General features: G+C 67.6%; 23 protein-coding genes. 18 read left to right on the top strand and 5 right to left on the bottom strand.

Features of this window, described 5'->3' with window-relative positions; all coding sequences use genetic code 11:
* Position 1: 1 nt before the first annotated feature.
* Positions 2 to 1594: an MFS transporter gene (locus EET10_RS09810; RefSeq protein ID WP_036403856.1), complete on the top strand. Its 1593-nt coding sequence runs from the start codon at positions 2 to 4 to the stop codon at positions 1592 to 1594.
* Positions 1595 to 1606: 12 nt separating this feature from the next.
* Here EET10_RS09810 and EET10_RS09815 read toward each other — a convergent pair whose 3' ends face one another.
* On the bottom strand, positions 1607 to 2893 hold the full coding sequence (locus tag EET10_RS09815; protein ID WP_081260301.1) for a sterol desaturase family protein: 1287 nt from the start codon (positions 2891 to 2893) through the stop codon (positions 1607 to 1609).
* A 233-nt stretch (positions 2894 to 3126) separates the two neighbouring features.
* Here EET10_RS09815 and EET10_RS09820 point away from each other — a divergent pair, with 233 nt between their 5' ends.
* Together EET10_RS09820 and EET10_RS09825 are read left to right on the top strand one after the other, a co-directional pair.
* Positions 3127 to 5088 (top strand): PE family protein, encoded by a 1962-nt coding sequence (locus EET10_RS09820; RefSeq protein WP_122502114.1) that lies wholly within the window; start codon positions 3127 to 3129, stop codon positions 5086 to 5088.
* A 304-nt stretch (positions 5089 to 5392) separates the two neighbouring features.
* Positions 5393 to 7141 (top strand): proline--tRNA ligase, encoded by a 1749-nt coding sequence (locus EET10_RS09825; protein ID WP_036403854.1) that lies wholly within the window; start codon positions 5393 to 5395, stop codon positions 7139 to 7141.
* On the opposite strand, the gene EET10_RS09830 is transcribed toward EET10_RS09825, so the two are convergent.
* Positions 7142 to 7630: a ferritin-like domain-containing protein gene (locus EET10_RS09830; RefSeq protein ID WP_036403852.1), complete on the bottom strand. Its 489-nt coding sequence runs from the start codon at positions 7628 to 7630 to the stop codon at positions 7142 to 7144.
* The gene (locus EET10_RS09835; RefSeq protein ID WP_063466677.1) at positions 7627 to 8163 is read right to left on the bottom strand and encodes a hypothetical protein; all 537 of its coding nucleotides are present in this window, start codon (positions 8161 to 8163) and stop codon (positions 7627 to 7629) included. The genes EET10_RS09830 and EET10_RS09835 overlap by 4 nt, the downstream gene beginning before the upstream one ends.
* A gap of 229 nt (positions 8164 to 8392) precedes the next feature.
* Between EET10_RS09835 and rimP the strand changes: the two genes are divergently transcribed.
* From rimP to EET10_RS09890, 11 genes are all read left to right on the top strand, one after another.
* Positions 8393 to 8926 (top strand): ribosome maturation factor RimP, encoded by a 534-nt coding sequence (gene rimP, locus EET10_RS09840; protein ID WP_036403850.1) that lies wholly within the window; start codon positions 8393 to 8395, stop codon positions 8924 to 8926.
* Positions 8923 to 9966, top strand: a complete 1044-nt coding sequence (nusA, locus tag EET10_RS09845; protein WP_036403848.1) for a transcription termination factor NusA — start codon at positions 8923 to 8925, stop codon at positions 9964 to 9966. The genes rimP and nusA overlap by 4 nt, the downstream gene beginning before the upstream one ends.
* A 189-nt stretch (positions 9967 to 10155) precedes the next feature.
* Positions 10156 to 10386, top strand: a complete 231-nt coding sequence (locus EET10_RS32230; protein WP_423793629.1) for a YlxR family protein — start codon at positions 10156 to 10158, stop codon at positions 10384 to 10386.
* 88 nt (positions 10387 to 10474) lie between these two features.
* On the top strand, positions 10475 to 13315 hold the full coding sequence (gene infB / locus EET10_RS09855) for a translation initiation factor IF-2 (protein WP_063466267.1): 2841 nt from the start codon (positions 10475 to 10477) through the stop codon (positions 13313 to 13315).
* Between the two features lie 74 nt (positions 13316 to 13389).
* Complete coding sequence (gene rbfA, locus EET10_RS09860) at positions 13390 to 13887, top strand: 30S ribosome-binding factor RbfA (protein ID WP_063466268.1); 498 nt, start codon at positions 13390 to 13392, stop codon at positions 13885 to 13887.
* Positions 13862 to 14875: a DHH family phosphoesterase gene (locus tag EET10_RS09865; protein WP_246013628.1), complete on the top strand. Its 1014-nt coding sequence runs from the start codon at positions 13862 to 13864 to the stop codon at positions 14873 to 14875. Before rbfA ends, EET10_RS09865 begins: the two co-directional genes overlap by 26 nt.
* Positions 14876 to 14881: 6 nt before the next feature.
* Positions 14882 to 16204 carry an MATE family efflux transporter gene (locus EET10_RS09870; RefSeq protein ID WP_099188220.1) on the top strand — a complete coding sequence of 441 codons (1323 nt, stop codon included), beginning with the start codon at positions 14882 to 14884 and terminating at the stop codon, positions 16202 to 16204.
* Positions 16205 to 16284: 80 nt separating this feature from the next.
* On the top strand, positions 16285 to 17196 hold the full coding sequence (locus tag EET10_RS09875) for a carbohydrate ABC transporter permease (RefSeq protein ID WP_063466275.1): 912 nt from the start codon (positions 16285 to 16287) through the stop codon (positions 17194 to 17196).
* A gap of 47 nt (positions 17197 to 17243) precedes the next feature.
* Positions 17244 to 18029, top strand: coding sequence for a carbohydrate ABC transporter permease (locus EET10_RS09880; protein ID WP_051490565.1), 786 nt, complete (start codon positions 17244 to 17246; stop codon positions 18027 to 18029).
* Positions 18030 to 18035: 6 nt separating this feature from the next.
* The gene (locus EET10_RS09885) at positions 18036 to 19349 is read left to right on the top strand and encodes an ABC transporter substrate-binding protein (RefSeq protein WP_036403842.1); all 1314 of its coding nucleotides are present in this window, start codon (positions 18036 to 18038) and stop codon (positions 19347 to 19349) included.
* A complete protein-coding gene (locus EET10_RS09890; RefSeq protein ID WP_122502116.1) occupies positions 19342 to 20424 on the top strand; it encodes an ABC transporter ATP-binding protein in 1083 nt (360 codons plus the stop codon). Before EET10_RS09885 ends, EET10_RS09890 begins: the two co-directional genes overlap by 8 nt.
* 51 nt (positions 20425 to 20475) lie before the next feature.
* Here the strand turns inward: EET10_RS09890 and EET10_RS09895 are convergent, their stop codons facing one another.
* On the bottom strand, positions 20476 to 21225 hold the full coding sequence (locus tag EET10_RS09895) for an enoyl-CoA hydratase (protein WP_036403840.1): 750 nt from the start codon (positions 21223 to 21225) through the stop codon (positions 20476 to 20478).
* 275 nt (positions 21226 to 21500) lie between these two features.
* Here EET10_RS09895 and EET10_RS09900 point away from each other — a divergent pair, with 275 nt between their 5' ends.
* The 4 genes from EET10_RS09900 to EET10_RS09915 all read left to right on the top strand — a co-directional run bounded on the left by EET10_RS09900 (position 21501) and on the right by EET10_RS09915 (position 24916).
* Positions 21501 to 22709 carry a PPE family protein gene (locus tag EET10_RS09900; RefSeq protein WP_036403837.1) on the top strand — a complete coding sequence of 403 codons (1209 nt, stop codon included), beginning with the start codon at positions 21501 to 21503 and terminating at the stop codon, positions 22707 to 22709.
* A 128-nt stretch (positions 22710 to 22837) separates the two neighbouring features.
* Complete coding sequence (locus EET10_RS09905; RefSeq protein WP_063466272.1) at positions 22838 to 24076, top strand: PPE family protein; 1239 nt, start codon at positions 22838 to 22840, stop codon at positions 24074 to 24076.
* A gap of 28 nt (positions 24077 to 24104) precedes the next feature.
* On the top strand, positions 24105 to 24374 hold the full coding sequence (locus EET10_RS09910; RefSeq protein WP_036403833.1) for a DUF2277 family protein: 270 nt from the start codon (positions 24105 to 24107) through the stop codon (positions 24372 to 24374).
* A complete protein-coding gene (locus EET10_RS09915) occupies positions 24371 to 24916 on the top strand; it encodes a DUF1802 family protein (protein ID WP_036403831.1) in 546 nt (181 codons plus the stop codon). The genes EET10_RS09910 and EET10_RS09915 overlap by 4 nt, the downstream gene beginning before the upstream one ends.
* On the opposite strand, the gene EET10_RS09920 is transcribed toward EET10_RS09915, so the two are convergent.
* Complete coding sequence (locus tag EET10_RS09920) at positions 24875 to 26566, bottom strand: CocE/NonD family hydrolase (protein WP_423793630.1); 1692 nt, start codon at positions 26564 to 26566, stop codon at positions 24875 to 24877. The two genes, EET10_RS09915 and EET10_RS09920, sit on opposite strands and share 42 nt — an antisense overlap.
* Between the last annotated feature and the right edge of the window lie 7 nt (positions 26567 to 26573).

Below are 26573 nucleotides of genomic sequence, written 5' to 3' on the forward strand. Positions count from 1 at the left end.
TATGACGGCTCTCAACGACACAGAGCGGGCTGCCCACAATTGGACGTCCGGACGGCAGGAGCGTCCGGCGTCGGCTCGCCCGGCGCGCTCGGCGGAGACCGCCTCGCAGCGCATCACCAGGTATTACCCGACCTGGCTGCCCTCCCGTCGCTTCATCGCCGCAGTCATCGCGATCGGTGGAATGCAGCTCTTGGCGACCATGGACAGCACCGTCGCCATCGTCGCGCTTCCTAAGATCCAGAACGAACTCAGCCTGTCCGACGCCGGTCGCAGCTGGGTGATCACCGCCTACGTGCTGACCTTCGGCGGGCTGATGCTGCTCGGTGGGCGTCTCGGCGACACCATCGGGCGCAAACGGACCTTCATCGTCGGCGTCGCGCTGTTCACCATCTCCTCGGTGCTGTGCGCGGTCGCCTGGGACGAGGCCACGATGGTCATCGCGCGACTGTCCCAGGGCGTCGGGTCTGCCATCGCCTCGCCGACCGGTCTGGCGCTGGTGGCTACCACGTTCCCGAAGGGGCCGGCCCGTAACGCCGCCACGGCGGTGTTCGCTGCGATGACGGCGATCGGTTCGGTGATGGGCCTGGTGGTCGGCGGAGCGCTGACCGAGGTCTCGTGGCGGCTGGCGTTCCTGGTGAACGTGCCGATCGGACTGGTGATGATCTACCTGGCCCGCACCGCGCTGCGGGAAACCAATCGTGAGCGGATGAAGCTCGACGCGGCCGGCGCCATGCTGGCCACGCTGGCCTGCACCGCTGCCGTCTTCGCCTTCTCGATGGGGCCGGAAAAGGGCTGGATCTCGGTGACCACCATCGGTTCGGGCGCGGTCGCTCTGGCTGCCGCACTCGCGTTCATCGTGGTGGAGCGCACCGCCGAAAACCCGGTCGTGCCGTTCCACCTGTTCCGCGACCGCAACCGGCTGGTCACCTTTATTGCGATCTTCCTGGCCGGCGGTGTCATGTTCACGCTGACGGTGTGCATCGGCCTGTACGTGCAGGACATCTTGGGTTACAGCGCGCTGCGCGCCGGTGTCGGCTTCATCCCGTTCGTCATCGCGATGGGTATCGGCCTGGGCATTTCCTCGCAATTGGTGTCGCGGTTTTCGCCCCGGGTGCTGACGATCGCCGGGGGATACCTGCTGGTTCTGGCCATGCTGTACGGCTGGTTGTTCATGCACCGCGGCGTGGCCTACTTCCCGAACCTGGTAGTGCCCATCGTCGTGGGTGGGGTCGGCATCGGGATGGCGGTTGTGCCGCTGACCCTGTCGGCGATCGCCGGCGTGGGTTTCGACCAGATCGGCCCGGTGTCGGCGATGACGCTGATGCTGCAGAGCCTGGGCGGGCCGCTGGTGTTGGCCGTGGTTCAGGCCGTGATCACCTCGCGCACGCTGTACCTCGGTGGTACCACCGGTCCGGTGAAGTTCATGAACGACGGCCAACTGGCCGCGCTCGACCATGGCTATACCTATGGCCTGTTGTGGATCGCCGGAGCGGCCGTCATCGTCGGCGGGGCTGCGGTGTTGATCGGCTACACCCCGGCGCAGGTCGCCCACGCGCAGGAGGTCAAGGAAGCCATGGACGCCGGAGAGCTGTAACTCTTCCGGGTGTCAGCGCAGCGGCCACACAAGTTGGCGAACATAGCCGTCGGGTTGGTCATCGTCGATGCCGTACTCGGCGGGCCAGCGGTCGGCGGGTAGGTACAGCGTGCCGAACAGCGCATCAACGAGAGGGAATTCCGCGGCGTAGTTGGAGTTGTACGCCTGGGGCTGGCGTGCGTGGTGCCAGTGGTGGAACTGCGGAGTGGCAATCAGCCAGCGCAGCGGCCCGCAGGTCAGCCTTAAGTTGGCATGGATGAAGATGTCCTGAAACGTCAGCAGGATGACGATCGCGCCGAGGCTGACCCGACCGAAGCCCAGCGCGTACAGCGGCACCACCGCGGCCGAGCGGATGGCTATCTGGTCGAGGGGATGCATGTGACCGGCGGCAAGCCAGTCCATCTCACGGACACTGTGGTGCACGCGGTGGAATCGCCACAGCACCGGAACCTCGTGCATGGCGCGATGCCCCGCGTAGCCACCCACCGCGGTAATCCCCAGGGCCGCAACGATCTGCACCCAACCCGGAGTCGCGACGACCGCGCTGCGAAAGGCGGCCGGTACCAGGGCCTGTAGGACGGTGCCGACCACCGCCACTGCGCCGACGAGACCGACCTTGCGCGCGGCCCCATTGACCAGATAGTGCACCACATCGGTGCGCCATCCTTGGCGCACCACGTGGAGCGGGCGAAGTGCGAACAGCCGCTCGAGCGGGATGAAGATAATCGCCAGGATCGCCAGCTTGACCGCCATGTCACCGCGCACGCTCAATGCGACCAGCACCAGCGTCGAGGTGACCAGCATCAAGGCAATGCCGCCGGGACTGACCCCGCGTGACGCACCGGCCGCAGTGGCTCCGGCCGACGGGGGAGTGGTTGTGCCCACGACGGGGGCCGGGCGGTCGGCGACGGCTAACGGCGGCCCGAGTCTGGCCAGCCTGCCCCACCCAGCCAGGACGCCGGCCGACACGATGACCGCGGGAACTCCGATGATGGGTCGGACGGTGGCGACCGCTATCGCGGTGATCAGGATCGCCGACTGAAGGGCCATGCCGGTCACCTTCAGCACTCGCGCGCCCTGCAGCAGCCGGATCGCGTGCCAGCCGGCCATGGCCGCCGCGGCGAGGAGCACAACCGCGAGCACCGTAGTGCCGCGGTCAAGCCGCTCCTGCCCGCGTGTGCCGACGAACGCTGCGCCGCCAGCGAGCCCGATCAGTTCGGCCGAGTACAAAATCCCCAGTGCCGTCACCACCGGCCCGTCCCGATACTCGGATTCAGCCTTGGTCAGCGCCGTATTCATGCGCGACAAGGTAGTTCATCCAGTTAAGGAACACCTGAATTTCGTCATTGCAACGATGCCGCCACCGTGCCGAGGTTGCCGCGAGCAAAGTTGGGGAAGCAGGATCGCTGGATTGTGATCGGTTGTCAGCAACGCATTCTGATATGACCTAGATCACCATACAATTGCTGTCTTAGCGTGCGCGTGACGACGGGTCTGTGCGCCTGATGACCAGGATGCAGAGGTGGCCTGTGATGTCGTTTGTGATTGCGGCTCCAGAGGCGCTGGCGGCGGCGGCTTCGGACCTGTCGGGTATTGGTGGGGCGATCAATGCGGCCAACGCGGCGGCGGCTGGCCAGACGCTGGGAATTCTGGCGGCCGGCGCCGACGAGGTGTCGGCGGCTGTTGCGGCCCTGTTCGGCGCGTATGCCCAGCAATATCAGGCGCTGAGCGCCCAGGCGACAAATTTTCATGACCAATTTCTGCAGGCCTTGAGCGCTGGTGGGCTCTCATATGTCGCCGCCGAGGCCGCCAATGCTCAGCAAGCTTTACTCACTGTGGTCAATGCGCCCACCCAGACTTTGTTGGGGCGGCCGTTGATTGGTGACGGCACCGCCGGGGCGCCGGGGCAGCCGGGTGGAGCTGGCGGTTTGTTGTGGGGCAGTGGCGGTGCCGGTGGTGCGGGTGTGTCGGGCCAGGCCGGCGGCCGGGGTGGGGACGCGGGGTTATGGGGCAGCGGTGGCGTTGGGGGCGCCGGCGGTAGCAGCGCGGCCGGTGGGGCGGGCGGGGCTGGCGGATGGTTGTACGGCAACGGCGGGGCCGGCGGCATCGGTGGGTCTGGCGCTGTCGGAGGCGACGGTGGGCGGGCGTTGTTCGTGGGCAATGGCGGTGTCGGTGGGCAGGGTGGGGTTGGTGTGGCGGGCGTTAACGGCGGCATCGGGGGTGCCGGCGGTATCGGTGGCAACGCCGGTCTGATCGGCGATGGTGGGGCGGGCGGCCAGGGTGGCGTCGGTGCGGCCGGGCTCAACGCGGTCAACCCCACGCCCGGACCCGCGGCCAAAGCAGGGCTGACGCCAGCCGATGTATTCGGACCTGATATCCAAACCGGCCAGGCCGGTGGCACCGGCTTCCCCGGCACGGCAGCAACGCCGACCGGCGGTTCCGGCGGCAACGGCGCCAGCGCCACCAGCAACTCTGACTTGACCGGGAAGGCCTTCGGCGGCGCCGGCGGAGACGCGGGTATCGCGGCTGCCGGCGGGGCTGGCGGCAGCGGCGGCAACGGCGGCAACGCCACAATCCAAGGTGGCGACGGCAACGTCTCCGCCACGGGCGGCCAGGGTGGTGCCGGCAGCAACGGCGTGGCGCCCGGCAGCGCCGGCGGCAGCGGCGGCAACGGCGGATCGGCCACCCTGTTTGGCGGCAAAATCCCGACCGGTTTTGCCGGCAGCGGCGCCGGCGGTAACGGCGGCGACGGGGCCAGCAGCGCGTTGTCCGGCGGTGCCGGCGCCTCTGGGGGGACCGGCGGCGCTGGCGGCGCCGGCGGCCTGCTGTACGGCAATGGCGGTGCCGGTGGCGCCGGCGGCGTGGGTGGCATCGGCGGCGCGGGCGCTCCGGGCGGGGCCGGCGGCTCCGGCGGTGACTCGGCCACCGCGTTGGCTCAGTTCCGCAGTGATCTGTTCTCCCTCACAGGCGGAGTAGGCGGCGACGGTGGTGATGGCGCCAGTGCGCTTGGTGTCGGCGGTCTCGGTGGCACCGGGGGTATGGGCGGTAATGGCGGCGCCGCCTCGCCGCTATTCGGCAACGGAGGTGCCGGCGGGAACGCCGGTGTTGGCGGCGCCGGGGGTGCGGGTGGTGCCGGCGGGGCCGGCGGCGACGGCGGGGTCGGCGGCGGCACACGAGCCGTCAGCAGCTTCCCCGGTGGTTTCGGCAGCGGCGGTGGCGGCGGTGCCGGTGGCGATGGCGGCGGTGGCGGTGACGGCGGAGCGGGTGGAGCCGGTGGACCCCTTGGTGGCGTGGGCGGCCGCGCCGGGTTCGTGCTGGGTCTACCCGGTGCCGACGGCTCTGCTGGTGTCGGCGGTCCGGGCGGGACAGGCGGGGCGGGTGGCGCCGCCGGCACCGGGGGCCAGGGTGGCCAAGGGCTGGGTGGTGGCTTAAACGGTGGTGTCGGCTCGGACGGGATCGCGGGCACCGACGGACAAGCCGGCCCGAACGGCTAACCGGCCACGTCCAGCGCCGTCGGTGTGGCTGTTACCTGCAGACGAAACGAGCTGTGGCACACGGTAATCCCGACGCACTGGCGAGCCGTGGCACAACGCGGATGCACCGTCGGTGTACGCATCCCGGCCCGTGGCATCCGATGAGCCGTCTGGCAGTCACCGCGCGGTATGCGCGGCGAGGCAAACAACACTTGTGTACGGCAACCGCGCGGGTCTGGCCGCCATGGCAGTCACTAGGTTTGATTGCCGGGCTCCTCACCGGGCCGCGCCGGCCCGAATCGTCGCCCGGCTAGGCTTGCCGCCTGTGATTACCCGGATGTCCCAGCTGTTCCTGCGCACCCTGCGTGACGACCCTGCCGACGCCGAAGTGCCCAGCCACAAACTGCTGATCAGGGCCGGATACGTCCGGCCCGTCGCGCCGGGACTCTACAGCTGGTTACCGCTGGGCCTAAAAGTCCTGCGCAACATCGAGCGGGTGGTCCGCGAAGAGATGAACGCCATCGGGGGGCAAGAGATCTTGTTTCCCGCGCTGCTGCCACGAGCGCCCTACGAGACCACGAACCGGTGGACCGAATACGGCGACAGTGTTTTCCGCCTGCAGGACCGCCGCGGCAATGACTACCTGCTCGGGCCGACACACGAGGAGCTGTTCACCCTGACCGTGAAGGGCGAATACAACTCTTACAAAGACTTTCCGCTGGTCCTGTATCAAATCCAGAACAAATACCGCGACGAAGCCCGCCCGCGCGCCGGCATCCTGCGGGTCCGGGAGTTTGTGATGAAAGACTCCTACTCCTTCGACATCGACAGCGCCGGCCTCAAGGCCGCCTACCACGCACACCGGGAGGCCTATCAGCGCATCTTCGAACGTTTAAGGGTGCGCTACGTCATCGTCTCGGCGGTCTCCGGCGCCATGGGCGGCAGCGCCTCCGAAGAGTTCCTGGCCGAAAGCCCGGTCGGGGAGGACACGTTCGTACGGTGCCCGGAGTCGGGTTATGCCGCCAACGTCGAAGCCGTCATCACCGCGCGCCCGGAGAACCGACCGATCGACGGGCTGCCCGAAGCGGTGGTCCACGACACCGGCGACACCCCGACCATCGCCACGCTGGTCGCCTGGGCCAACCAGGCCGACCTGGGCCGCACGGTGACCGCCGCGGACACCCTGAAGAACGTCCTGGTCAAAGTCCGCCAACCCGGCAAGGACTGGGAGTTGCTGGCCATCGGAGTGCCCGGCGACCGCGACGTCGACGACAAGAGGTTGAGCGCGGCCCTGGAACCAGCCGAATACGTCTTGCTCGACGACGACGAGTTCGCCAGATACCCGTTCCTAGCCAAGGGTTACATCGGACCAAAAGCCTTGCGCGCCAACAATGTTCGCTACCTGGTTGACCCGCGTGTAGTCGACGGCAGCAGTTGGATCACCGGAGCGGACGAACCAGGCCGGCATGTCGTCGGCCTGGTTGCGGGTCGTGATTTCACCGCCGACGGCACCATCGAGGCCGCCGAGGTGCGGGAAGGTGATCCCTCTCCGGACGGTGCCGGCTCCTTGGTCATGGCGCGTGGCATCGAGATCGGCCACATCTTCCAGCTCGGCCGTAAGTACACCGATGCCTTCAGCGCCGACGTGCTCGGTGAGGACGGCAAGCCGATACGGCTGACCATGGGTTCCTATGGCATCGGGGTGTCGCGGCTGGTCGCCGTCGTCGCCGAACAACATCACGACGAGCTGGGCTTGCGCTGGCCACCCGCGATCGCGCCGTTCGATGTTCACCTGGTGATCGCCAACAAGGACGCGGAGGCGCGCACCGGCGCCGTCGCGCTGGCCGCCGAACTGGATCAACTGGGGATCGGGGTGCTGCTCGACGACCGTCAAGCCTCGCCCGGCGTCAAGTTCAAGGACGCCGAACTGCTGGGAATGCCCTGGATCGTCGTGGTGGGGCGCGGCTGGGCGGACGGCGTGGTCGAGCTGCGGGACCGGTTCACCGGTCAGACCCGCGAGCTAGCCGCCGGCGCCTCGCTGGCTACCGATATCGCGGCCGCCGTCAGCGGTTAGCTATTCGTTGCCGCCCGGGAACGAAGCGGTGATCGGCCAGGCTCCCAGCACCTTGTTCCACCGGGCGGCCATCACCGCGCTCTGGGTCAAAGCCGTCGACGCGAACGCCCGGTCATCGGCCGTTTCGGCATGCTCGACGACGGCACGCCACGCCGTCGCGCCGTCGTTCTCCATCCGCGCGGCCAGCCGAGCCGCATCGGCTGCGCTGCCCACGTCACTGGGCAACTGGTAGCCCCCGGCAGCTACCGGGGCGGTGACCTTACGCGCGGCCAGCATCGCTATGACGTCGTCACGACGTTGGCGATGTTGGTTCAGCGCCTCCACCACCAAGTCGTTGACGCTGGGCGGCGACAGCGCCGACACAATGCCATACCCGTAGATGGTTGCGTGTTCGACGGCCAGGGCGTCGCTCAGCGCCGCGGTGTCGGCATCTTTGCCGGCGGGCGACCGCTTGGGGCTGGCCCCGAAGCTGGGCTCGGACGAGGTCATATGGAGGGGCCCCCGGGCATCAGCGCAACCGTGTAGGACGCCGTGCAGGAAGCGGCGATGGAGGCGAGCAGACCAGCGCGGTAGCCCGATACCCTGGCCACCAGGCGACTGGCATCCTCGGCCGATTTGCGCAGCGAATCCACCACGTCGGACACCGGCGGTGGCGGTGGCGGTGGTTCCGTGCCAGTCGGGCTGGGGCTGGCGCTCGAGCTACTCGTTTCGCTGGTCGCGGATACCAGCTTGCCCGCGGCGCGAGCAATCTCGGTGGCGAGGGCGCGGGCATGCGCGCCGCGTTGGCTGGCCACCACCGTCAGCGCGGCAGCGATCTGCGGCGGATTGCCGATTGCCGCCGCGGCGGCCGACGCCAGCGCGCTGTCGCGGCGGGCCTGCTCCAAGGGCACCAGGAGCTCATCGACCGCGGGCGGTGTGGGGGTGGACTCGCCGCAGGCGGACACGGCCACTGCGAGTGCAGCGAGAGCGGCACCGCCGGCGAGCACACCCCGCCTGTTGACGACGGGCACTGCTCTGGGCACAGCAACATCCTGCCATCACCCACGAGCTGGGCACGACAAGGGACGATCACGATCCGGGGAGGTGAAACCTCGACGACCTGATCACGGCGGTATTGGCGATTCCTGGCGTATCGTTGGTAGCTGGTTCCCTTGTGGATCGCCGACGATTGGGCGCCGGCGGGCCGGGGCGAAACCGCTCTGGCAGCGAAATCCGCCAGATGACCGGACAACTCAAGATGAGGAGCTCGCCGTGACCACCGGGCTACCTTCGCAGACGCAGGTGATCGAGCTACTCGGTGGGGTATTTGCGTGCGCCGGCTACGAGATCGAAGACGTGGTCATCGACACCCGCGCCCACCCACCGCGGATCACGGTGGTCGCCGACGGCGACACCGCGCTCGACCTGGACACCGTCGCCGCCCTGTCGCGCTCCGCTTCGGCTTTGCTGGACGGCTTGGACACCATCCGCGACAGGTACATCCTCGAAGTCAGCTCGCCCGGCGTCGAACGCCCGCTGACCAGCGAAAAGCACTTCCGCCGTGCCCGCGGTCGCAAGGTCGAACTCACATTGTCCGACGGATCCCGGCTGACCGGCCGGGTCGGAGAGCTGACCGGCGACACCGTGGCGCTGGTGGTCTGGCAGGGTCGGGACTGGGCGGTGCGCCAGATTCCGCTCGCGCAGGTCCTGAAAGCTGTTGTCCAAGTGGAGTTTTCACTGCCAGCCCGAGCCGAGATCGAATTGGCGACGGCGGGTGGCGCCGCTGGTACGGAGGCCGAATCATGAACATCGACATGGCCGCGCTGCATGCGATTGAGGTCGACCGGGGTATCTCGGTCAACGAATTGCTCGAAACCATCAAGTCCGCGCTGCTCAGCGCCTACCGGCACACCCAGGGTCACCAGACCGACGCTCGCATCGAGATCGACCGTAAGAGCGGCGTCGTCCGAGTGATCGCCCGCGAGCTGGACGACGAGGGACACCTCATCAGCGAATGGGATGACACCCCGGAGGGTTTCGGCCGCATCGCCGCGACGACAGCTCGTCAGGTGATGTTGCAGCGATTCCGCGACGCCGAGAACGAGCGCACATACGGCGAGTTCTCGACCCGGGAGGGTGAGATTGTCGCGGGCGTGATCCAGCGCGACAGCAGGGCCAACGCCCGCGGTCTGGTGGTCGTCCGGATGGGAAGCGAGACCAAGGCCTCCGAGGGTGTGATCCCCGCCGCCGAACAGGTCCCCGGCGAGAGTTACGAACACGGCAACCGGCTGCGTTGTTACGTGGTTGGCGTGAGCCGTGGTGCCCGCGAGCCGCTGATCACATTGTCGCGCACCCATCCCAACCTGGTGCGCAAGCTGTTCTCGCTGGAGGTTCCCGAGATTGCCGATGGGTCAGTGGAGATCGTTGCGGTGGCCCGCGAGGCCGGCCATCGGTCCAAGATCGCGGTGCGGTCGAACGTCCCGGGTCTCAATGCCAAGGGTGCCTGCATCGGGCCGATGGGCCAGCGGGTGCGCAACGTGATGAGCGAATTGTCCGGCGAGAAGATCGACATCATCGACTACGACGAGGATCCCGCGCGCTTCGTGGCCAACGCGTTGTCGCCCGCGAAGGTGGTCTCGGTGTCGGTGATCGACCAGAATGCCCGGGCCGCCCGCGTGGTGGTGCCCGACTTCCAGTTGTCGCTGGCCATCGGTAAGGAGGGGCAGAACGCGCGGCTGGCCGCTCGGCTTACCGGATGGCGGATCGACATCCGCGGCGATTCACCGGCGCACCCGGCGGGTCAGCCTGAGCAAGGTGCCAGCCGCGGAATGGCACACGACCGCTAGCGGTCGGCGTCGGAACCATAACGCCATCCCCGGGTGGTTCTGGCGGCCGGTTCGGTGACGCTAGACTTAGCCGTGATCCAGCGCGAGCCTTCGGTGGCGGCGCACAGATGCTCCGACAGTCCCTGCGGACCGGTGCGGACGTGCGTCGGGTGCCGGAAGCGAGAGTTGGCCGTCGAACTGCTTCGAGTGGTGGCTGAGTCGACCGGGAACGGCAGCTACGTCGTGATCGTTGACCCAAGCAGAAGGCTGCCGGGGCGGGGTGCATGGCTGCATCCCGAACCTCGGTGCCTACAGCAAGCAATTCGGCGGCGGGCTTTCACCAGAGCGCTGCGCATCACCGGTTCACCGGATATGTCAGCGGTGGTCGAACACATCAGCGGGTTTCCCGCTGAGCAACAGAACAGGCAGCAACGAACATGAGCACACCGTGAAGTCCCGATGACAATGTGTCATAGCTAAACCCGAGGCGCGGCCTACAACTGTCGTCGCCTCATAGACAGGAGATGTAGTGGCAGGTAAGGCCCGCGTACACGAGTTGGCCAAGGAACTCGGTGTTACCAGCAAGGAAGTGCTCGCCCGACTGAGTGAACAGGGCGAATTCGTCAAGTCCGCATCGTCGACAGTAGAGGCGCCCGTCGCCCGTCGGCTGCGCGAATCGTTCGGTGGCGCCAAACCGGCCCCCGACAAGGCGCCCGCCAAGGGCCCGGAGAAGGGCCCCGATCGAGCTGCCGCCAAGGCCCCGGTGGCCGTGCCAGGCGCGGATGGTGGCAAAGCCGCAGACCAGTCCCTTGACCAAGCCCTCGACAAGGCGATTGCCAAGGCGGCCGGTAACGGCGCACCGACGGCCGTCGCACCAGATAGGGCCGCCGACTCGGGCCAGACGGCAACTTCACCCACCCGAGCCACACCCCGCCCGTCGGCTGCCACCGCGACTCCCGCGCCTCCGAAGGCGCCACAACCCGGACAACCGGCGACGCCGCCACCGGGCCAGCCGCCCAGCTCCCCGGCACCCCACCCCGGCATGGCTGCCGGCGCGCGTCCCGGACCGGCGCCCAAGCCCGGCGTCCGGACCCCGCGCGTCGGCAACAACCCGTTCTCCTCGGCGCAGCCGGCCGAACGGCCCATTCCGCGTCCGCAGGCTCCGCGCCCCGGAGCGTCGCGTCCTGGGGCACCGCGTCCGGGCGCCTCGCCCGGCAGCATGCCGCCACGTCCCGGCGGTGCGGCCGGTGGGCCGCGCCCGCCGCGCACCGGCGCGCCACGACCCGGCGGCGGCCGGCCCGGCGGCCCTGGTGGCCGTTCGGACGGCGGCGGGGGTAACTACCGCGGCGGCGGCGGTGGCGTAGGTGCCGCGCCCGGGACCGGATTCCGCGGCCGTCCCGGCGGTGGCGGCGGCGGCCCCGGCGGCGGTGGCCGCCCCGGCCAGCGCGGCGGCGCGGCCGGCGCGTTCGGCCGTCCGGGCGGCGCACCCCGGCGTGGCCGTAAGTCCAAGCGGCAGAAGCGCCAGGAATACGACTCGATGCAGGCCCCGGTCGTCGGCGGCGTTCGGTTGCCGCACGGCAACGGCGAAACCATCCGGCTGGCCCGCGGCGCGTCGCTGTCCGACTTCGCCGAAAAGATCGACGCCAACCCGGCCGCACTGGTCCAGGCGCTGTTCAACCTCGGCGAGATGGTGACCGCCACCCAGTCGGTCGGCGACGAAACGCTCGAGCTGCTGGGCAGCGAGATGAACTACAACGTCCAGGTCGTCAGCCCCGAGGACGAGGACCGCGAACTGCTGGAATCCTTCGACCTGTCCTACGGTGAGGACACCGGAGACGAGGCCGATCTGCAGACCCGTCCGCCGGTCGTGACCGTGATGGGCCACGTCGACCACGGTAAGACTCGGCTGCTGGACACCATTCGTAAGGCCAACGTCCGTGAGGGCGAGGCCGGCGGCATCACCCAGCACATCGGCGCCTACCAGGTGGGTGTCGACCTCGACGGCAGCGAGCGGCTGATCACCTTCATCGACACCCCGGGTCACGAGGCGTTCACCGCCATGCGTGCCCGTGGTGCCAAAGCCACCGACATCGCCATTCTGGTGGTCGCGGCCGACGACGGCGTGATGCCGCAGACGGTCGAGGCCATCAACCACGCGCAGGCCGCCGACGTGCCGATCGTGGTCGCGGTCAACAAGATCGACAAGGAGGGCGCCGACCCGGCCAAGATCCGGGCCCAGCTCACCGAGTACGGCCTGGTTGCCGAAGACTTCGGCGGCGACACCATGTTCGTCGACATCTCGGCCAAGAACGGCACCAACATCGAACAGCTGTTGGAAGCGGTGCTGCTGACCGCCGACGCCGCACTGGACCTGCGCGCCAACCCCGACATGGAGGCTCAGGGCGTGGCCATCGAGGCGCACCTGGACCGCGGCCGCGGGCCGGTCGCCACGGTGTTGGTGCAACGCGGCACGCTGCGGGTCGGCGACTCGGTGGTCGCCGGCGACGCCTACGGCCGGGTCCGCCGGATGGTCGACGAACACGGCGACGACATCGAAGCGGCATTGCCGTCGCGTCCGGTGCAGGTCATCGGCTTCACCTCGGTGCCCGGGGCCGGCGACAACTTCCTGGTCGTCGACGAGGACCGGATCGCGCGCCAGATCGCCGACCGGCGCAGCGCCCGCAAGCGCAACGCCATGGCGGCGCGCAGCCGTAAGCGGATCAGCCTGGAGGACCTGGACTCGGCGCTGAAGGAAACCAGCCAGCTCAACCTGATCCTCAAGGGCGACAATGCCGGTACCGTCGAGGCGCTGGAAGAGGCCCTGATGGGTATCCAGGTCGACGACGAGGTGGCGCTGCGGGTCATCGACCGCGGCGTCGGCGGCATCACCGAGACCAACGTCAACCTGGCGTCGGCCTCCGATGCGATCATCATCGGGTTCAACGTGCGCGCCGAGGGCAAGGCCACCGAGCTGGCCAACCGCGAGGGCGTCGAGATCCGCTACTACTCGGTCATCTACCAGGCGATCGATGAGATCGAGGCGGCGCTGCGCGGCATGCTCAAGCCGATCTACGAAGAGGTCGAGCTGGGTCGTGCCGAGATCCGGGCATTGTTCCGGTCCTCGAAGGTCGGCCTCATCGCAGGCTGCATGATCACCTCGGGTGTGGTGCGCCGTAACGCCAAGGCCCGGCTGCTGCGAGACAACATCGTGGTCACCGAGAACCTCTCGATCCAGTCGCTGCGCCGGGAGAAGGACGACGTGACGGAGGTCCGCGAGGGCTTCGAGTGCGGTTTGACGCTGGGCTACTCCGACATCAAGGAGGGCGACGTCATCGAGTCCTACGAGCTGGTTCAAAAGGAACGCTCGTGACCGGCGCAGACGATGCAGTGGGAGTACCACCCGCGTGCGGGGGCGAGGCGGTGCAATCGTGATGGGCCGCGCGGATGGCTGACCCGGCACGGGCACGCCGACTGGCCAAACGGATCACCACCATCGTCGCGTCGGCGATCGAGTACGAGATCAAGGATCCGGGACTTGCCGGGGTGACCATCACCGACGCCAAGGTGACCGCCGACCTGCACGACGCGACGGTGTACTACACGGTGATGGGCCGCACGCTGGACGACGAGCCGGACTACGCCGCCGCGGCCGCCGCGCTGGACCGGGCTAAGGGTGTGCTGCGCACCAAGGTCGGAGCCGGTACCGGGGTGCGTTTCACGCCCACCTTGACGTTCACTCGGGACACCACCTCCGACACCGTGCATCGTATGGAGGAGTTGTTGGCGCGCGCGCGTGCCGCCGACGCCGACTTGGCGCGGGTTCGGCAGGGCGCCAAGCCAGCCGGCGATGCCGACCCGTACCGTGATGGAGGGGCTTCCGGGGGACTTAGCGATCGGATCGAGGCTGGGGACACCGGTGACCACGACCGATCGAGAGACTGAGCTGGCCGAGGTGCCGAGCTGCCCCGGGGCGAGTGTCGATGCCCTCGGTGCCGTCGAGTTGTTGTCGGCCGCTGCCAGCGTCGCGGTGATTGCCCACGTTCATCCCGACGCGGACGCCATCGGCGCCGGATTGGCGCTGGCGTTGGTGTTGGACAAGTGCGGGAAGCAGGTCGAGGTGAGTTTCGGGGCGCCGGCGACACTGCCGGAGTCGCTGGCGTCGTTGCCCGGGTGCAACTTGCTCGTGAACCCGGATGCGATGCGTCGCGATGTCGATTTGGCCGTGACCGTGGACGTACCGAGTGTCCGGCGGCTCGGCGGGCTGAGTGACCTGGCCGGTCCCGGCCGGGATGTGCTGGTGATCGACCACCACGCTTCCAATGATTCGTTCGGCACCGCGAACTTCATCGATCTGTCGGCAGACTCCACCACGATGATGATCGCCGACCTTCTCGACGCCTGGGGCAAGCCGATCGACGTGGACGTCGCTCATTGCATTTACGCCGGATTGACCACGGACACCGGGTCGTTTCGGTGGGCCAGTGCGCGCGGCTATCGACTGGCGGCGCGCCTGGTCGAGATTGGCGTCGACAATGCGGCCGTGAGCCGGACTTTGATGGACGCCCACCCGTTCGAGTGGTTACCGATGCTGTCGCGGGTGTTGGGCTCGGCGCAACTGGTGCCCGGTGCGGTCGATGGCCGGGGGCTGGTCTACGTGGTCGTCGACAACCGGGAATTCCTCCGGGCGCGTCAGGAAGAAGTGGAGAGCATTGTCGACATCGTGCGCACCACCCAGCAGGCCGAAGTGGCGGCGGTGTTGAAGGAGGTCGAACCACGACAGTGGTCGGTGTCGATGCGGGCCAAGAAGGACATTGACTTGACGTCCGTCGCCGCGCGGTTCGGAGGCGGTGGCCACCAGCTGGCAGCCGGCTATTCGACCAGCGGCTCGATCGACGATGTTGTGGCGTCACTGCTCGCGGCTCTGGGCTAAGCGTCGTTGAGTTCCGCCGGGCGGTCACGCGTTCTCGGCCGGCGAATCGCGGCGCTGGCCCTACCCGCACTGGGTGTGCTGGCCGCCGAGCCGTTGTACCTGCTCTTCGATACCGCGGTGGTGGGGCGGCTCGGGGCGTTGTCGCTCGCGGGTCTGGCGATCGGCAGCCTCGTGCTCGGCACGGTCGGTTCGCAGGCGACGTTTCTGTCCTACGGCACGACCGCTCGCTCGGCGCGCCATTTCGGGGCCGCCGATCGGGCGGCGGCTGTCACCGAGGGTGTGCAGGCGACCTGGTTGGCGATGGGTTTGGGCGTGGCGACCATCGTGGTGGTGGAAGCCGCGGCAGTGCCGCTGGTGTCGGCGATCGCGGGCAGCAGCGCGATCTCGGGGGCGGCGCTGCCGTGGCTGCGGATCGCGATCGTGGGGGTACCGGCGATTCTGGTTTCGCTCGCCGGAAACGGCTGGATGCGTGGGGTGCAGGACACCATGCGGCCGCTGCGCTATGTGTTCGCGGGTTTTGGGCTCTCGGCAGTGCTCTGCCCGCTGCTGGTCTACGGCTGGCTGGGCATGCCCCGGCTTGGGTTGTCCGGTTCCGCGGTGGCCAATCTGGTTGGTCAGTGGCTGGCGGCGCTGCTGTTCGGGGGTGCGTTGCTGGCCGAGCGGGTGCCGCTGCGGGTCGATTGGCCGGTGCTGCGCGCACAACGGGTCATGGCGCGTGACCTGATCGTGCGGGGTCTGGCTTTCCAGGCGTGTTTCGTCTCGGCTGCGGCGGTGGCTGCGAGGTTCGGCGCCGCCGCGCTGGCGGCACATCAGGTGGTACTGCAAATGTGGGGTCTCCTTGCCTTGGTACTCGATTCGCTGGCCATCGCGGCGCAGGCTCTGGTCGGCGCTGCCCTGGGTGCCGATGACGTGGCGCATGCGAAGTCCGTGGCCTGGCGGGTGACGGTCTTTTCGCTGCTGGCGGCGGGCGTGCTCGCGGCCGCATTAGGGGTAGGGGCCCCGCTGCTGCCCTCGCTGTTCACCCACGACCGATCGGTGCTTGCCGCGATTGCGGTGCCGTGGTGGTTCCTTGTGGCCCAATTACCCTTCGCCGGAATTGTTTTCGCGCTCGACGGGGTGTTGCTGGGGGCCGGTGACGCGGCCTTCATGCGCACCGCCACCGTCGTCAGCGCACTGATCGGCTTTCTGCCGCTGACCTGGTTGTCGTTGGTGTGCGGCTGGGGGCTGGCGGGCATCTGGTCGGGCCTGGCCACGTTCGTCGCGCTGCGGCTGCTCTTCGTCGGATGCCGGACGATCAGCGGCCGGTGGGCGCTGACGGGGACGGCCTGACGCGCCGGCGTGGTGCTGGTCCGGATGGCGAGCCGACCTCGGCGGCACTCTCGACGTCAACCGGCCGATACACTGCGCCGGTGACCCCCCGCCTCCCGGACGCGCGCCGAGCACGGCACCGGCCGCGGCGGGGCTACGCGCTGTTCGTCGTCCTGGTGGGCCCGAACGTGGGGCTGCTGCTGCTCTTCATCTACCGCCCGTTGGCCGACAACATCAGGTTGTCGTTCTTCGACTGGAACGTCTCTGACCCCAAAGCTGACTATGTCGGGTTCTCCAACTACGCCGAGTGGTTCGCCCGCGACGACACCCGCCAGATCGTGCTCAACACGGCAGTGTTCACCACCGCCGCGGTGGTGGGCTCGATGGTGCTGGGGCTGGTGCTGGCCATGCTGCTCGATCAACCGTTGCGTGGCCGAAATCTGGTCCGCTCGATGGTATTCGCGCCCTTCGTGATCTCGGGCGCGGCCGTCGGCCTGGCGGCCCAGTTCGTCTTCGATCCGCACTTCGGTCTGGTGCAGGACCTGTTGGCGCGCATCGGCGTCGACGTGCCCAACTTTTACCAGGATGCACGCTGGGCGATGTTCATGGTGACCGTCACCTATGTCTGGAAGAACCTCGGGTACACCTTCGTCATCTATCTTGCGGCGTTGCAAGGGGTACGCCGAGACTTGTTGGAGGCGGCCGAAATCGATGGCGCCAGCCGGTGGACCACGTTTCGCCGGGTGCTGTTGCCCCAGCTGCGTCCCACCACCTTCTTCTTGTCGATCACCGTGCTGATCAACTCGTTGCAGGTGTTCGACGTGATCAACGTCATGACCCGTGGCGGCCCGCAGGGCACCGGTACCACCACCATGGTCTACCAGGTATATCTGGAGACGTTCCGCAACTTTCGGGCCGGTTACGGCGCCACCGTGGCCACCATCATGTTCCTGGTGCTGCTGGCCATCACCTATTACCAGGTGCGAGTCATGGATCGGGGGCAGCGGCAGTGACGTCACCAGGCCGTCGCGCGACCGCCCGCTTGCTCGGTTATGCCGCGATGTCGGTGGTCGTCGTAGTGATCGCCGGGCCGCTGGTGTTCGTGTTCTTCACGTCATTCAAGGACCAGCCCGACATCTATTCGCAGCCCACGAACTGGTGGCCGCCGCGCTGGCATCCGCAGAATTACCGAACGGCGACCGAGCAGATTCCGTTCTGGACCTTCCTGCGCAACTCGGTCGTCATCACGTCGGCGCTGGCTTTGGTGAAGTTCATGCTCGGCGTGCTCAGCGCGTTCGGCTTGGTGTTCGTGCGGTTTCCGGGCAAGAATGTGGTGTTCCTGGTGATCATCGCCGCGCTGATGGTGCCCAACCAGATCACCGTGATTTCCAATTATGCGCTGATCTCACAACTGGGTCTGCGCAACACTTTTCCCGGCATCATCTTGCCGCTGGCCGGTGTCGCTTTCGGAACATTCCTGATGCGCAACCACTTTCTGTCGCTGCCTCCCGAGATCATCGAAGCGGCCAGAATGGATGGGGCCCGCTGGTGGCAACTTCTCGTGCGGGTGGTGTTGCCGATGTCGGGGCCCACCATGGTGGCCTTCGGCATCATTACTGTGGTCAATGAGTGGAATGAGTACCTGTGGCCGTTCCTGATGTCTGACGACGAATCGGTGGCGCCCCTACCGGTGGGGCTGACCTTCCTCCAACAGGCCGAGGGCATCACCAAATGGGGTCCGGTGATGGCGGTGACGCTGCTGGCGATGTTGCCGATCCTGCTGATTTTCATTGTCCTGCAACGCCAAATGATCAAGGGTCTGACGTCAGGTGCGGTCAAGGGGTAACGGGCCATGGATCCGGTAAGCCGCCGACGGTTCCTCGCGCTGGCAAGTGCCGCTGCCGCGGGAGCGACGGCCGGGTGTGCGGGGATGGTTGGCAACGGGGGGGTGAAGTCGGGCTCCGGTCCAATCACCTTCTGGTCCTGTCATCCCGGCACATCCACCGCGGTGGAGAAGGAGTTGATCAATCGATTTCAGCGCCGCTTTCCGGACTTGCCGGTCAAGCTGATCGACGCCGGCAAGGACTACGAGGAAGTCGTGCAGAAGTTCAACGCGGCGCTGATCGGAACCGATGTGCCCGATGTCGTGTTGTTGGACGACATCTGGTGGTTCCATTTCGCCCTCAGCGGTGTCATCACCCCGCTGGAAGACCTGTTCGACGAGGTCGGGGTGGACACAAGCGATTACGTCGACTCACTGCTGGCCGACTACGAGTTCAACGGCCGGCATTACGCCTTGCCGTATGCCCGCTCGACACCGCTGTTCTACTACAACAAGGCGGTATGGGACCGCGTCGGCCTGCCGGACCGCGGGCCGCGAACCTGGCAAGAATTCGACGAGTGGGGCCCCCACCTGCAGCGTGCCGTCACCGCCGGCAACTGGGCACACGGCTGGGCCAACGACACGCTGATCTCCTGGACGTTCCAGGGGCCGAACTGGACATTCGGCGGTGCCTACTCTGACGAGTGGACGTTGCGGTTCACCGACCCGGCCACTATCGCGGCCGGCAACTTTTACCGGGATTCCATCCATCGCAAGGGGTATGCGGCGATCGCCAACGATATCAACAATGAGTTCGCCACCGGCATCGTGGCCTCGGCCCTGGCATCGACCGGCGCCTTAGTCGGTATCACCGCGGCGGCTCGCTTCAATTTCGGAGTGTCGCCACTGCCCACCGGTCCGGGTGGCGCGCCCGGCTGCCCTACCGGCGGGGCGGGGCTGGCGATTCCCACCAAGCTATCCCACGAACGAAAAGTTAACGCGCTCAAGTTCATCGAATTCATCACCAACCCGCGCAACACCGCGTATTTCAGCCAGCGGACCGGCTACTTGCCGGTGCGAAAGTCCGCCGTCGACGACCCGAGCGAGCAGCAATACCTGGCGGCCAATCCCCGCGCGCGAGTGGCACTGGATCAGCTTGTACACACCCGCCCGCAGGATTACGCACGCGTTTTCCTGCCCGGCGGTAACCGCATCATCTCCGCCCACCTGGAATCCATTGGGCTGAAAGGAGCCGACGTCGCGTCAACCTTCGCCAAAATCAACCAACAACTGACGGTCATCCTCGACCGCCAGATCAAGCGAAAGCTGCCCGGTCGTGGCTGACGTCCGGTATTCCGCAGTGACCCATCGCTATTCCGGCGCCGACGTGCCAGCCGTCGTCAACCTGGACCTCGATATTGCCGACGGCGAATTTCTGGTCCTCGTCGGCCCCTCCGGTTGCGGCAAGTCCACGGTCCTTCGGCTACTGGCCGGGCTGGAATCGGTCGAAAGCGGCCAGATCACTATCGGCGGTGTGGACGTGACGCATCTGCCGCCGCGGGAACGCGACGTCGCGATGGTTTTCCAGAACTATGCGCTGTACCCGAACATGACCGTGGCTGCCAACATGGGGTTTGCCCTGCGAAACGGCGGGATGTCGCGCGCGGACACCCGCCAGCGAGTACTCGAGGTTGCCAACATGCTGGAATTGACTGAACTGCTTGATCGTAAGCCGTCAAAGCTTTCCGGCGGACAGCGTCAACGGGTGGCGATGGGGCGTGCGATCGTGCGCCGACCGCAGGTGTTCTGCATGGATGAACCGCTGTCGAATCTGGATGCCAAGTTGCGGGTGAGTACCAGGTCGCAGATCTCCGGGCTGCAGCGTCAGCTGGGCACCACCACCGTCTACGTCACCCACGACCAGGTGGAGGCGATGACCATGGGTGATCGGGTTGCCGTGCTCAAAGACGGTGTGCTGCAACAGGTCGACGGCCCTCGCGCGCTGTATGACGACCCGGTCAATACGTTCGTGGCAACGTTCATCGGGGCCCCGGCAATGAACCTCGTCGAGGCCACCGTGAGCAATGGTGCGCTGACGTCGCCCGGGCTGGCGATTCCGGTTCCACGCGGGGCGGCCGGGCAGGTGCTGGTCGGCTTCCGGCCAGAGGCCTGGGATGTAGTGCCGGCCGGGACTGCGGGATCGTTGAGTGTCCGGGCCGAGTTGGTGGAGGAGTTGGGGTTCGAATCCTTTGTGTATGCAAGCCCTCTCGGGCAGGAGGGCTGGGCGTTACGGGCGCCGCGGATCGTGGTCCGCACCGACCGCCACACCGCGGTCGGGGTAGACGACACGATGGGGATCCTGCCGCACCCGCAAGAGGTGTGCTTCTTCGACGGCCGGACCGGGACTCGCATCCGCTGAGGATCGACTGCCATACCGACGGCGGGTGGTCCGCAGTGGGCCCGTTTCCAACTAGCGCAACTGGGAGCGTCCGCGTTGCAGCACGGCCTCCCGGTTTGCGGCGACGTCGTCGCCGCTGGTGCGAAATTGCCTGGCGGCCATCGCTTCCAACCACAGCCCGGCACTGGTGTGGGAGTCGTCGATGCGGTGGTAGGACGCCAGCAGTGCGCGCACCGCGTTCTGGTTGTTGCCGACGATGGACGCTGCGACGCGGCGGGCGGTGGGCAGCAGTTCGTCGTGCGGCACCACCTCGGTAACCAGGCCGGCCCGCAGCGCGTCGGCGGCGGCGAGGTAGTCGCCGGTAAGGCTCATCCGGCGGGCCATACCCACACCAACCTTCTGCGGCAACCGCACGCTGAGCCCCCATGTCGGCAGGAGACCCACCCGGGCATGGGTGTCGGCGAAGCGGGCGTGCTCTGAGGCGATCAGGATGTCGCAGTACAGCGCCAGCTCGAGCCCGCCGGTCACCGCCGCCCCGTTGATGGCGCCGATCACCGGCTTGGTCATGGCCGGCCAGCGCGGTGAGATGTCCGGCAATGCCGATTGGTCGCCCAGCTCTTTGAGGTCCAGTCCTGCGCAGAACACCGGATCGGCACCCGTAAGGACGATGACGTCTACGTCGTCGTCGGCGTCGGCTTCGGACAGAGCCCCGAAGAAGCGATCCCGCAGCGCCGCCGACAGCGCATTGCGGGACTGGGGGCGGTTAAGGGTCAAGGTGCGGATCCGCTCGTCGGTGTGGATCAGCAGGATGTCGTCGGCCATAGGGCAACCGTAGCCAGTTGCGGAAGGCGCCGACGGACCGTACCGCTGCACCCGTGAATGGCTGGGAATGGCTGGGCCATGTACGTCCGATGAACAATTGTCAACCGGCTTGGACGTTCGGCCCGAATAAAGCTACGCTTCGCTTCAGCTGATTAACAAGTGCAAGTAACAACTGTTGTGTACGCAACAGTGTGACTTTGCTCACTGTGTGGGATGGGCGGTGGACCAAGCACCAACACCAATGCCGCCACGTCCTCACTAAGGAGACGACGCGAATGGATTATGGCGGCTTACCACCGGAAGTCAACTCTGCCCGGATGTATACCGGCCCGGGGTCGATGTCGATGACGGCTGCGGCATCGGCCTGGAGTGCGCTGGCAGCCGAATTGGATTCCGCGGCAGCCGGCTATGAAACGCTGGTCAACCAGCTGGCCGGAGAAGGGTGGTTGGGCCCGGCATCGACGGCGATGGCCGCCGCCGTCGCTCCCTATGTTGTCTGGATGCGGGCCACCGCCGCTCAAGCCGAGCAGACGGCCATGCAGGCAAGAGCCTCGGCGGCCGCCTACGAGAACGCCTTTGCTGCGATGGTGCCACCGCCGGCGATCCTGGCCAACCGTCTGCAGTTGGCCGAGCTGATGCAGTCGAACGTCTACGGTCAGAACACCTCGGCGATAGCGGATTTAGAAGCCCAGTACGGCCAGATGTGGGCCCAGGACGCCACCGCCATGTACGAGTACGCTGCCGCTACCGGGTCCGCCACGACCCTGACCCCGTTCAAGCAGCCGCCGCACATCGTCAACCCCGCCGGCGCATCCGGCCAAACTGCTGCGGTCACGCACGCCGCTGCCACCTCGGCCGGCGCCAGCCAGTCAGCCCTTGCCCGTCTCATTTCGGGGATTCCCACGATGTTGCAAGGGCTCGCTACGCCCGTTGCTTCCGCGGTGTCGAGTTCACCACTGGCGTGGCTGTGGCAGATCCTGTTCGGAACCTCCACATTTCCCACGTCGATTGCGGCGTTGCTGACCGACTTGCAGCCATACGCCAGCTTCTTCTACAACACCGAGGGCCTGCCCTATTTCAGCATCGGCATGGCGAACAACTTTGTTCAGTCGAGCAAGACTTTGGGATTGCTCGGCGGCGCCACCCAGGCCGCGGCCGCCGCCGGCGGCGCCGCGCAGGGCGGCTTAGCAGGTTTGGGCAGCCTGGTGGGCGGCGGCGGGCAGATATCGACCGGTTTGGGCCATGCCGGGTCGATCGGCCGGCTGTCGGTTCCACCCTCGTGGGCACAGGCCCTGCCGGACGTCGAGTCCATCCCGGCGCGCATGCCGGTCGAGACGTTCAAATTCGCGCCCGACACCGGGGGTGCCGGAAACCTGTTGGGCGGCATGCCGCTTGGCGGGCCGGTGGGGCACGGCGCGACTGGTTCCGGTCCGCGATACGGTGTCCGCCCCACCGTGATGGCGCGTCCGCCGTTCGCCGGATAACTACTGATGGCTACCGATACGGCACCGAGCGGCCGAAAACCTGGCCCGCGGGTCAACGCCTGCGCCGTGGCGATTCTGCGGCTGCGGGTGTTGTCCGCGGGTGACGATCCGCAGTCACGGAGACGCCGATGATGTGCGGCGATTACGGGGCGCTGCCCCCGGAGATCAATTCCGCGCGCATGTATGCCGGTCCAGGGTCGGGATCCATGCTGGCCGGCGCCGCGGCTTGGGATGCGCTGGCAGGTGAGTTGGGCGCGATGGCGTCGGGCTACTCGTCGGTGATCTCCGAGCTGACCGGCGCGGCATGGATCGGTCCGGCGGCGGCTTCGATGATGGCCGCTGCCGCCCCGTATGTGACATGGCTCAGCGCCACCGCAATCCAGGCCGAACACACTGCCTGCCAGGCCCGGGCGGCCGCCGCCGCCTACGAGACAGCCTTCGCCATGACGGTGCCCCCGCCGGCGGTTACCGCCAACCGCGTCTTGCTGATGACGCTCGTCGCCACGAACTTCTTCGGGCAGAACACCCCCGCGATCGCTGCCACCGAGGCTGAATACGCCGAGATGTGGGCCCAAGACGCCGCCGCGATGTACGGCTACGCCGACTCGTCGGCAACCGCCACCGTGCTGAATCCGTTTAACCCTCCGCCGACGACAACCGGTCTGAGCGGACCACTTCGGCAAACAACCGCGGTGGCCGAAGTCGCTGCGACATCTGCAGGTACGGCAATATCGGCAAAGATTTGGGGGCTGGCCTCCACTCCGGCGATATCGGACGCGCTGGCACGGTTGTCATCGAACACGTGGTTCCCGGGATACGCGGCATTCGCACAATGGCTCGAGGCGCTGCTGCCCAATATCACCCCCGCGGAGCGGACCGCGCTGGTCCGGTTGGCCGGTTTGAGCTATTTCGGGATGGGGATGGCACAGTTCATTGCCTCGATCGCACAACAAACGATACCGGGGAGCCCGGGCGGCGCCGGCGACTCAGGGTCTTCGGTTCTTGACAGCTGGGGTCCGAAACTTCGCTTCGGGGCGCCGCCGGGTGCCGGCGCGGGTGGGGCAGCAGCGGTGCCCGAGCAGTATTGGGAACGCCTCGAGCGTCTGGCCAGGCCGGTGTCGGCGGTGATGGGCAAGGCCGGCTCGATCGGGTCGTTGTCGACGCCGAGCAGTTGGGACGCCGGCGTTCGGGCGCTGCACGCCGCCCCCTTGGATCAGCAATTCGACATCATCGGCTCGCTGGCGAACGCCAAGGCGAACGCCTACCTGCAGGGCATGCCGATGACAGCGGCCGGCAAGCACGCCGCGGCTGACCAGCGATACGGATTCCGGTATCGAGTGATGCAGCGCTCACCGTCTGCCGGGTAGCCGGGTACGCCGCACCTATCGTGGAGACATGTGCCGGAACATCACCGAACTGCGTGGCCTGGAACCCCCGGCCACGGCTGTCGAGATCGCGGCCGCCGCCCGCCAGTATGTGCGCAAGGTCAGCGGTATCGCCCGCCCGTCAGCGGCCAATGCCGAAGCGTTCGAAGCCGCGGTTGCGGAAGTGACGGCGACGACGACGCGGTTGCTGGCCGCGCTACCGGCGCGGCGTCAGCCACCCAAGTCTGTGCCGCCGCTGCGCCGGCCCGAGGTGCTGGCCCGGGTGGCGAGATCCCAGTGACGCCTGCGCTGAAGGAATGGAGTGCGGCCGTGCACGCGCTGCTCGATGGCCGCCAAACCGTGCTGTTGCGCAAGGGCGGCATCGGGGAGAAGCGGTTCGAGGTGGCGGCCGGAGAGTTCTTGTTGTTCCCGACGGTCGCGCACAGCCACGCGCCGCGGGTCCGACCCGAGCACCGCGACTTGTTAGCCCGCGCGGCCGCCGACAGCACCGACGAGCGACTGGTGGTGCGGGCTGCGGCGAAAGTCGTTGCAGCACTGCAGGTTAACCGGCCAGAGGGGCTGGACGACATTCAGGATCTGCATATCTGGACCACCGCGTCGATCCGGGCGGACCGGCTCGACTTCCGGCCCAAGCACAAGCTGGCCGTCCTGGTGGTGTCCGCGATGCCGCTCACCGAGCCCGTGCAGGTCACCCGCATCCCCGAGTACGCCGGTTGCACCAGCTGGGTTCAGCTGCCGGTTGCGCCGAGTCTGGCGGCACCGGTGCATGACGATGCGGTGCTAGCCGAGGTCGCCGCCCGGGTTCGTGACGCGGTCGGCTGACGGGCCGGCGGGAAGCAGCAGCCGGGACTTGCCGAAATGCACCGAATGGGTGGCCGGCTTGGTCTGCCGGCCGGTGAGTGCCGGTTCTCCGGTACCCAGGTTGGCCGCGTAGCGCGGAAACCAACTGCCGGCGATCAGGACGCGGATACGGGAGCCGGCTTTGAACCGGTGGGCGACGGCGTCGAGTTCGATGCCGACCGTCTCCGGCGCGTCCCCGAGCCGGCGGTAGCCGTCGCTGACATTGCGTGATCGGCCCTTGGCGTCGACCTCGCTGACCCGGACGAACACGTCGACGTTGGGGTTGTCCGAGGAGTGCGTCAACTCGACGACGGGGTTGCCGTAGACGTACAGATCGCGGGCAAGAGGGTTCCCGGTAAAGCACAGCACGTCGTCGCGCCGCGCGAGCCGGCTGTCGTTGCGGTAGCCGCCCTTCGACAGCAGCGGACCACCCGTGATGGGTGTCGGATCGGTCGGATCGAAGCGGAAAGTCGCCGGTGGCGCGCCGGCCGGCGGCGCCTTCTCGTCAAGGCGGCCATTCGGCTGCAAGTACAGCACCCGTTCGGTAGTGGCCGGCGGCCACTGGGGCAGGGAGCGCCAGCCGTGGCGGTTCACGAAGACCCGGACGGCAGCCGGGCGGCGCGGGGCGGGCGAGTTGCCCACGTGGGCGTCCAGCCAGTCCAACGACTCCCGAGCGCAGGTGGCCAGCCCTTTGCTCATCGTCTGGGTGTGGGTCCACGGACCGACTGTCAGCGCCACGTCGACCCCGCGGTCGCGCAGCTGCCGATACTGGTGCAGCGTCTGGTCCAGGAAGATGTCCTGCCACCCGGTCAGCAGCAGGACCGGAACCTCGACGCGGTCCAATGCGGCGGGGTAACGCCGAGATTCCCAGAAGGGGTGATCGTGGTCGGCGTTTTCCACCCAGGATTCGAACCAGGGGGCGCCCTCGCCGAGCAGTGTCCGGGCCGCCGAGTTCATCGGCGACCCGGAGATGGCACGTTTCACCTTGCGCGGCGCCCGTAGCTGGCGGATCGCGCCTCGCAGCGGCCCCGATTCTTCTTGACGGGAAACCAGGTAACTCCAGCCCAAGAAGTCGTTGACGGCGAACGATCCGGTGCTCCACACCGAGGCCCGGAAATCGTGTGGCCCCACGGTGATGACGGCCGCGGCCAGCTCCGGCGGCGGATCGTGCAGCAGCGCCCACTGAGTGAAACCCAAGTACGAGAGGCCGACGGTTCCGAACCGGCCGGTAAACCACGGTTGGCGCCGCAACCACTCGACGGTGTCGGCACCGTCGGCCGCTTCGTTGGCCATCGGTTCGAATTCGCCGGCCGACCCGAAAGTTCCGCGCACGCTTTGCAACACCACGTGATAGCCGCGCGCGGCATACAGCCCGGCGAACACCAAAGAAAACGGGAAGCCCCGCCCGTAGGGGCCGCGGACCAGCAGCGTGCCGACGGGTTCGGACGTGGTGGGTGCGTAGTGGTCGGCTACCAGGTGAATCCCGTCGCGCATGGGGACGTGCACCCGGCTCACGGTGTAGCGCGTGGTCGCGCGGGGCAGACGCAGCAGCGCGCCAACCGCTCCCGGGACGGCGCGGCCGGCTCGCCTGCTCGGGCCGCGCTGCTCGGACCGTGGCGAGGTGGCGCTCACTGTGCGC

The organism is Mycobacterium pseudokansasii (assembly GCF_900566075.1).
GTDB lineage: Bacteria > Actinomycetota > Actinomycetes > Mycobacteriales > Mycobacteriaceae > Mycobacterium > Mycobacterium pseudokansasii.